This is a genomic window from Nocardioides sp., from assembly GCF_047607365.1.
In the GTDB taxonomy this organism is placed as follows: Bacteria; Actinomycetota; Actinomycetes; order Propionibacteriales; family Nocardioidaceae; genus Nocardioides.
On the sequence record NZ_JASGDD010000157.1, the window covers coordinates 1 to 5,891 of the forward strand.

Annotated in this window: 7 protein-coding genes; all 7 read left to right on the top strand. The window is 73.8% G+C overall.

Annotated elements, in window-relative coordinates:
- Positions 1-710: amidohydrolase family protein (locus QM572_RS12510; protein WP_415093572.1), on the top strand; the 710-nt coding region annotated here is incomplete at its 5' end.
- Positions 707-1,909 carry an imidazolonepropionase gene (gene hutI / locus QM572_RS12515; RefSeq protein ID WP_415093575.1) on the top strand — a complete coding sequence of 401 codons (1,203 nt, stop codon included), beginning with the start codon at positions 707-709 and terminating at the stop codon, positions 1,907-1,909. The genes QM572_RS12510 and hutI, both read left to right, overlap by 4 nt.
- On the top strand, positions 1,906-3,168 hold the full coding sequence (locus tag QM572_RS12520; RefSeq protein WP_415093577.1) for a Glu/Leu/Phe/Val family dehydrogenase: 1,263 nt from the start codon (positions 1,906-1,908) through the stop codon (positions 3,166-3,168). Before hutI ends, QM572_RS12520 begins: the two co-directional genes overlap by 4 nt.
- An 18-nt stretch (positions 3,169-3,186) precedes the next feature.
- On the top strand, positions 3,187-3,651 hold the full coding sequence (locus QM572_RS12525; protein WP_415093579.1) for an SRPBCC family protein: 465 nt from the start codon (positions 3,187-3,189) through the stop codon (positions 3,649-3,651).
- Positions 3,648-4,709, top strand: coding sequence for an NAD-dependent epimerase/dehydratase family protein (locus QM572_RS12530; protein WP_415093581.1), 1,062 nt, complete (start codon positions 3,648-3,650; stop codon positions 4,707-4,709). Before QM572_RS12525 ends, QM572_RS12530 begins: the two co-directional genes overlap by 4 nt.
- A gap of 30 nt (positions 4,710-4,739) precedes the next feature.
- A complete protein-coding gene (locus tag QM572_RS12535; RefSeq protein WP_415093583.1) occupies positions 4,740-5,507 on the top strand; it encodes an LLM class F420-dependent oxidoreductase in 768 nt (255 codons plus the stop codon).
- 25 nt (positions 5,508-5,532) lie between these two features.
- A partial coding sequence (locus QM572_RS12540; protein WP_415093585.1) for a hypothetical protein occupies positions 5,533-5,891 on the top strand: 359 nt, incomplete at its 3' end.

Below are 5,891 nucleotides of genomic sequence, written 5' to 3' on the forward strand. Positions count from 1 at the left end.
CGGTCCGCGCCGTCCCCGCCGCCGCGCTCCCGGCGGTGGCGGCGCAGGCCGCCGACGGGGTGCCCCTCCACGTCCACCTCTCCGAGCAGGTCAGGGAGAACGCCGACTGCCTCGCCGCCCACGGCGTCACGCCCACCCGACTGCTCGCCGACCACGGCCTGCTCGGGCCGATGACGAGCGCTGTCCACGCGACGCATCTCACCGACGAGGACATCGCGCTGCTCGGCGAGGCGGGGTCGTTCGCGTCGTTCTGCCCGACCACCGAGCGTGACCTCGGCGACGGCATCGGTCCGTCCCGCCGGCTGCGGGAGGCCGGCGCGACCCTGACGCTGGGCTCGGACAGCCACGCCGTGATCGACGCGTTCGAGGAGATGCGCGCGCTCGAGCTGGACGAGCGGCTCGCCGGGCAGGAGCGCGGCCACTGGAGCGCCGCGGAGCTCCTCGCCGCGGCGACCGCCGACGGCCAGCGCAGCCTCGGCTTCGCCGACGCCGGCGAGATCGCACCAGGTCGGCGAGCCGACCTGGTCACCCTCGACCTCGCCTCGCCGCGCACCGCCGGCACGGGCGGCGACGAGCACACGGCCGTCTTCGCGGCCGGCGGCGCGGACGTGACCCGCGTCATGGTGGACGGCCGCGTCGTGTTCGGCGGCGACCACGCCGCCGTCGGTCGTAGTCTCGGTGACGTGCAGGTGAGGATCTGGTCGGCATGAGCCTGGTCATCACCAACATCGGCGAGCTGGTGACCAACGACCCGGCCGCCGGCGACGGTGCCGATCCGCTGGGCGTACGCCGCGATGTGGCGGTGGTCGTCGAGGACGACCGGATCGCCTGGATCGGGGCGGCGGCCGAGGCACCCCTCGCCGACGCCGACGAGGTGGTCGACGCCGAGGGCCGGGCGGTGCTCCCCGGCTTCGTCGACAGCCACAGCCACCTCGTCTTCGCCGGCGACAGGTCCCGCGACTTCGAGGCCCGGATGGCGGGGGAGTCCTACGCCGCCGGAGGCATCCGGACGACGGTGGCCGCGACCCGTGCCGCCTCCGACGAGCAGCTCGCCGCCGGCGTACGACGTCATGTGACCGAGATGCGGCGGCAGGGCACCACGACGTGTGAGATCAAGTCCGGCTACGGCCTGACCGTCGAGGACGAGGCCCGCGCCCTGCGCATCGCCGGCGGGTTCACCGACGAGACCACCTTCCTCGGCGCCCACGTCGTCCCACCCGAGTACGCCGAGGACCCGGCCGCCTACGTCGAGCTCGTCACGGGCCCGATGCTGGAGGCCGCGGCGCCGCATGCCCGCTGGATCGACGTCTTCTGCGAGCGCGGCGCCTTCGACGAGGACCAGGCCCGCGCGATCCTCGCGGCGGGCGCCGCCGCCGGGCTGGCGGGCAGGCTGCACGCCAACCAGCTCGGGGAGGGCCCCGGCGTCCTGCTCGCCGCCGAGCTCGGCCTGACCGCGGTCGACCACTGCACCTATCTCACCGACGACGACGTCGACGCGCTGCGCGAGGCCGGCACCGTCGCGACCCTCCTGCCGGGCGTGGAGTTCAGCACCCGCCAGCCCTACCCGTCGGGCCGCCGGCTGCTCGACGCCGGCGTCACCGTCGCGATCGCCAGCGACTGCAACCCCGGCTCCTGCTACACCAGCTCGATGCCGTTCTGCATCGCGCTGGCCGTGCGGGAGATGGGCATGACCCCCGCCGAGGCCGTCCACGCCGCCACGGCCGGCGGCGCCGCGGCTCTCGGCCGCTCCGACGTGGGCGCCCTGCGGCCCGGCTCCCGCGCCGACATCGTGCTGCTCGACGCCCCGAGCCACGTCCACCTCGCCTACCGACCGGGCGTGCCCCTCATCTCCGCCGTATGGATCGGCGGACGGATCGACAACGTCGTCGCCCCGAAGGAGAAGGAATGACCACCACCACCCGCACCGAGCGCACCGTCCTGGACGATGCCCGGGACCAGCTCGCCGAGGCCGTGAAGATCCTCGGCCTGCCGGCCGATGTCCACGCCATGCTCGCCGAGCCCCGTCGCGAGCTCAGCGTCAGCATCCCGCTGCGCCGCGACGACGGGTCGATCGAGGTGCTGCGCGGCTACCGCGTCCAGCACAACTACTCCCGCGGCCCCGGCAAGGGCGGGGTCCGCTTCGACGACGCCGTCGATCTCGACGAGGTGCGGGCGCTCGCCATGTGGATGACCTGGAAGTGCGCCCTCCTCGACGTGCCCTACGGCGGCGCCAAGGGCGGCGTGCGGATCGACCCGCGCCGCTACAGCATCGCCGAGCTGGAGCGCGTGACCCGGCGCTACACCTCCGAGATCGCGCCGATCATCGGCCCGGAGATCGACATCCCCGCGCCCGACATCGGCACCGATGAGCGCACGATGGCCTGGATGATGGACACCTACTCCGTCGGGCGCGGCCACACCGTCCTCGGGGTGGTGACCGGCAAGCCGATCGCGCTCGGCGGCTCCCAGGGCCGGGCCGCCGCCACGTCGCGCGGCGTCGTCGCGGTCTCGCTGGAGGTGCTGCACCACCTCGGGATCCGCCCGGAGGGTGCGACCGCCGCGGTCCAGGGGTTCGGCAAGGTCGGCCGCGGCGCGGCCCGCTTCCTCGCCGAGGAGGGCCTGCGGGTCGTCGCCGTGAGCGACGTCGACGGCGCGATCTCGCACCCCGACGGTCTCGACCTTCCCGCCCTCGAGGCGTACGTCGACGAGACCGGCAGCGTCGTCGGGTTCCCCGGCTCGAGCCCGATCAGCGGCGAGGAGGTGCTGGCCGCCGAGGTCGACCTGCTCGTCCCGGCCGCCGTCGAGGGCGTCATCCACGCGGGCAACGCCGAGGCCGTCCGGGCCCGGGTCATCGTCGAGGGCGCCAATGGCCCGCTCAGCGCCGACGCCGACCGCATCCTCGGCGAGCGCGGCGTCCTCGTCGTGCCCGACATCCTCGCCAACGCCGGCGGCGTGGTCGTCTCCTACTTCGAGTGGGTCCAGGCCAACCAGTCCTACTGGTGGACCGAGGCCGAGGTGAACGAGAAGCTCGTCGACCGGATGACCCACGCCTGGCGCGACGTCCTGGTCTACGCCACCGAGCGGCACCTCTCGCTCCGGCTGGCGGCCACCTGCATGGCCGTCGAGCGGGTCTGGCGGGCGCACGAGGTCCGGGGGCTCTATCCGTAGGCAGGTACAAAGGGTGGGGTGACCCGCTTCAGCGCCAGCAACCAGTCGGCCGCCACCATCCACGCGCCCCGCAAGGAGATCTGGGCGGCGCTGACGGACCCCGAGCTGCTCCCGAGACTGACGCCCTACCTCCAGCGGATCGAGGTGGCCGGCGACCGCTGGACGTGGCACCTGTCCAAGATCCCCCTGATGGGCGCGTCGATCGGCTCGACGTTCACCGAGGTGATGACGTTCGAGGAGCCCTCGCTGATCCGCTACGAGCACGATCCGGCGAGGTCGGAGGAGAAGACGTCGGTCAGCGGTGAGTACCGCCTCGAGGAGGTCCCCGGCGGCACCCACGTCTCCATCAGGCTCTCGGTCGAGGCGGAGCTGCCGTTCCCACGCGCGATGCGCCGGCCGGTCGAAGGGGCCATGGGCGTGGTCATGGGTGGCATGGGCAAGGTCTTCGGCCGCAACCTCCTCAAGCACCTCGGCGCGTCGTGAGGATCCTCGTCCTCGGCGCGACGGGGTACGTCGGCTCGCGACTGGTGCCGGCGCTGCTCGCCGCGGGCCACCGGGTGGTCGCGGCATCGTCCTCGGTCCCCGATCCCGACCGGTTCGCCTGGGGCGCCGAGGTCGACTGGGCACGCTGCGACGTCACCGACACCGACGCGGTCCGTGCCGCGCTCGCCCAGGGCGGGCAGGGCGTGGAGGGCGTCTGCTACCTCGTGCACTCCCTCGACCAGCGGAGCTTCTCCGACCGCGACCGCCGCGGCGCGAGCGTCCTCCGGGACGCCGTGCGCGAGACCTCGGGCGTCCGGCGGATCGTCTACCTCTCCGGTCTGGTGCCCGGGGTTCCGGAGGACGAGCTCTCCGCCCACCTGGGCTCGCGGCACGAGGTCGAGCGGATCCTCGCCGAGGCACAGCGCCCGGACTGCTCCGTGCTCACGCTGCGCGCCGGCGTCGTCGTGGGCGCCGGCTCGACGTCGTACGAGGTGATCAGGCAGCTCGCCTCCCTGCTCCCCGTCCACCTGCTCCCGCCGTGGCTCCACCACCGCGTCCAGCCGATCGCGATCTCCGACGTGCTCCGCGCGATCGTCGAGGGGTTCGGCCGGGACGCGGCGAGCGGCGTGCTCGACATCGGCGGCCCCGACCTCGTCAGCTACGCGACCCTGCTCGCCGAGTGCACGCGCGCCGCCGGCCTCCGCCGGCTGCGGATCCCGGCCGTCAACGTCCCCACGCCGCTGGCGGGACTCGGCGCGGCCGTCGCCGTCGCCGCGCCCTTCAACACGGTGACCGCGCTGATCGCCAGCCTGCGCCACGACATGGTCTGCCGGCCCGGCCACACCTGGACGCCCCGCGACGGCGTTCCGCCGCTCGCCCTGCGCGAGGCGCTGGCGCGATGCCGGGAGCCCGCGGGCAGCGTGCCGGAGGCGCCGCTGTCGTCGGACGCCGCGTGGACGCGCGTGCGCGCCCCCGTCCTCGACGAACTGCACGCCCCCGCGGCGCTGCGGGCCGGCGTCAGCCTGGCGCTGCACCGGGCCCGGTCGCTGCTGCGCTGAGCACTTCTCGGGCCGACGTACGTTGGGGGCATGACCCGCCCCCTTCGCATCGGCGTTCAGCTGCAGCCGCAGCACGCCGACTACGCCCAGATCCGCGACGCCGTACGCCGGGCCGAGGAGCTCGGCGCCGACGTGATCTTCAACTGGGACCACTTCTACCCGCTCTACGGCGACCCCGACGGCAAGCACTTCGAGGCATGGACGATGCTCGCCGCGTGGGCCGAGCAGACCACCCGCGCCGAGATCGGCTGCCTGGTGACCTGCAACTCCTACCGCAACCCCGAGCTGCTCGCCGACATGGCCCGCACCGTCGACCACATCAGCGACGGACGGCTGGTGTTCGGGATCGGCTCCGGCTGGTTCGAGAAGGACTACGCCGAGTACGGCTACGACTTCGGCACCGCGGGCGGCCGGCTCGACGCCCTCGGCGAGGCGCTGCCGCGGATCGAGGAGCGGTGGTCGAGGCTCAACCCGCTCTCCACCCGCGACATCCCGGTGCTCATCGGCGGGGGAGGCGAGAGGAAGACGCTCAAGCTGGTCGCGCGGCACGCCGACATCTGGCACTCCTTCGTCGACGTCGACACCCTGGCCCACAAGCTCGGCGTCCTCGCCGGCCACTGTGAGGCCATCGGCCGCGACCCGGGCGAGATCGAGGTGTCGGTCGGCGTCCAGGACGGCGACCTCGACAAGGCGAAGGCTCTGCGCGACGCCGGCGCCGAGCTGATCACCGTCGGCGCGACCGGCCCCGACTACGACCTCTCCGCCCTCGAGAGGTTCATCGCCTGGCGCGACGCCTAAGGAGACACACCCTAGGATCGGGGGCGTGCCTCAGTTCGGTCGCCTGTCGAAGATCCACCTGCTCGCCGCGATCCGCGACTACGGCGCCGCCGGGCTGGACGAGACGCGGGAGCGCTTCGGGATCGACGAGGACGCGGACGTCATGGTCGTCGAGCGCGGGAAGCAGTACGACGCCCGGGTGCTCGTCCTGACGGCGTACGAGAAGGCGATGGGGGAGCGACTGGGCGCCGCCGACCTGCCCACCGACCTCGCCGGTCTCCTCACCAGGCTCGAGCTCACCGTGATCAGCCGCCGCGAGCTGGTCGCCGCCGAGACGCTCAGGGCCGCCCGCGGGCGGGTGCCCGGGACGCCGCGGACCCCACGAGCGGCCCGCGTGCCCGCGAC

What these genes read in the sequence shown, in the direction of transcription:
- hutI (WP_415093575.1), top strand. Translation starts at nt 707, where the DNA reads ATGAGCCTGGTCATCACCAACATCGGCGAGCTGGTGACCAACGACCCG.
- QM572_RS12520 (WP_415093577.1), top strand. Translation starts at nt 1,906, where the DNA reads ATGACCACCACCACCCGCACCGAGCGCACCGTCCTGGACGATGCCCGG.
- QM572_RS12535 (WP_415093583.1), top strand. Translation starts at nt 4,740, where the DNA reads ATGACCCGCCCCCTTCGCATCGGCGTTCAGCTGCAGCCGCAGCACGCC.